The 922-nt window shown below is 62.4% G+C and carries 1 pseudogene; it reads left to right on the top strand.

The features are described 5' to 3' along the window. Positions 1 to 83: 83 nt before the first annotated feature. A pseudogene (locus tag NKI18_RS33315) lies at positions 84 to 922 on the top strand (IS630 family transposase); the annotation flags it as partial.

The following is a 922-nucleotide window of genomic DNA, read 5'->3' as shown; positions in this document are numbered from 1 at the left end:
CCTGATTTGACGGAATCGAAGGGGATTCCGGATCAGTCGGTTTTGTGATTCAAGATGCTGGCTGGAGTGGAGGCCAGCATCGGATGACGCGACCTCTTTCGGATGATCTTCGCGAACGTGTTGTAGCGGCGGTTTTGGGTGGCGAGAGCCGCCGGTCGGCCGCGAAACGGTTCGGCATTTCGGTTTCGGCGGCGGTGAAGTTGTTGCAGCGCCATCGGGCGACTGGCTCGGTTGCGCCTGGCAAGATGGGCGGACATCGCAAGAGGGTGCTGGAGCCGCACCGTGCCTTCATCGAGGCGCGTGTGCGTGAGACGCCGCATCTGACACTGCATGGTCTGAAGGATGAGTTGGCCGCACGCGGGGTCAAGGTCTCGCACAACGCGGTCTGGATGTTCTTGAGGCGCGAGGGCCTGAGCTTCAAAAAAAACGCTGTTCGCCCTTGAGCAGGCGCGCGCTGATATTGCCCGCAGGCGTCAGCGATGGCGCTCTTGGCAGGCCGGCCTCGATCCGCAGCATCTGGTCTTCATCGACGAGACCTGGATCAAGACCAACATGGCTCCGCTGCGCGGTTGGGGGCCGAAGGGCGAGCGGCTGCGCGGCTTGGCCCCGCACGGCCACTGGCGCACGCTGACCTTCCTCGGCGCGCTGCGCTGCGATAGGCTCGCGGCACCTTGCGTCTTCGACGGGCCAATCAACGGCCAATGCTTCCGCGCCTATGTCGAGCAGCAGCTCATCACCGTGCTGAAACCCGGCGACATCGTCGTCATGGATAATCTGGGAAGTCATAAGTCGGCGGCCATCAGGCAGATGATCAAGGCGGCCGGCGCCAGGCTTTGGTACCTACCGCCCTACTCCCCAGACCTCAATCCGATCGAGCAGGCCTTTGCCAAAATCAAACACTGGATGCGCCAAGCTCAGAAAC

The sequence above is a fragment of the Mesorhizobium sp. M0800 genome, from assembly GCF_040320095.1.
Lineage (GTDB): Bacteria > Pseudomonadota > Alphaproteobacteria > Rhizobiales > Rhizobiaceae > Mesorhizobium.
Note: the sequence above shows the minus strand (reverse complement) of the source record. Positions and strands in the feature narration are given on the sequence as shown.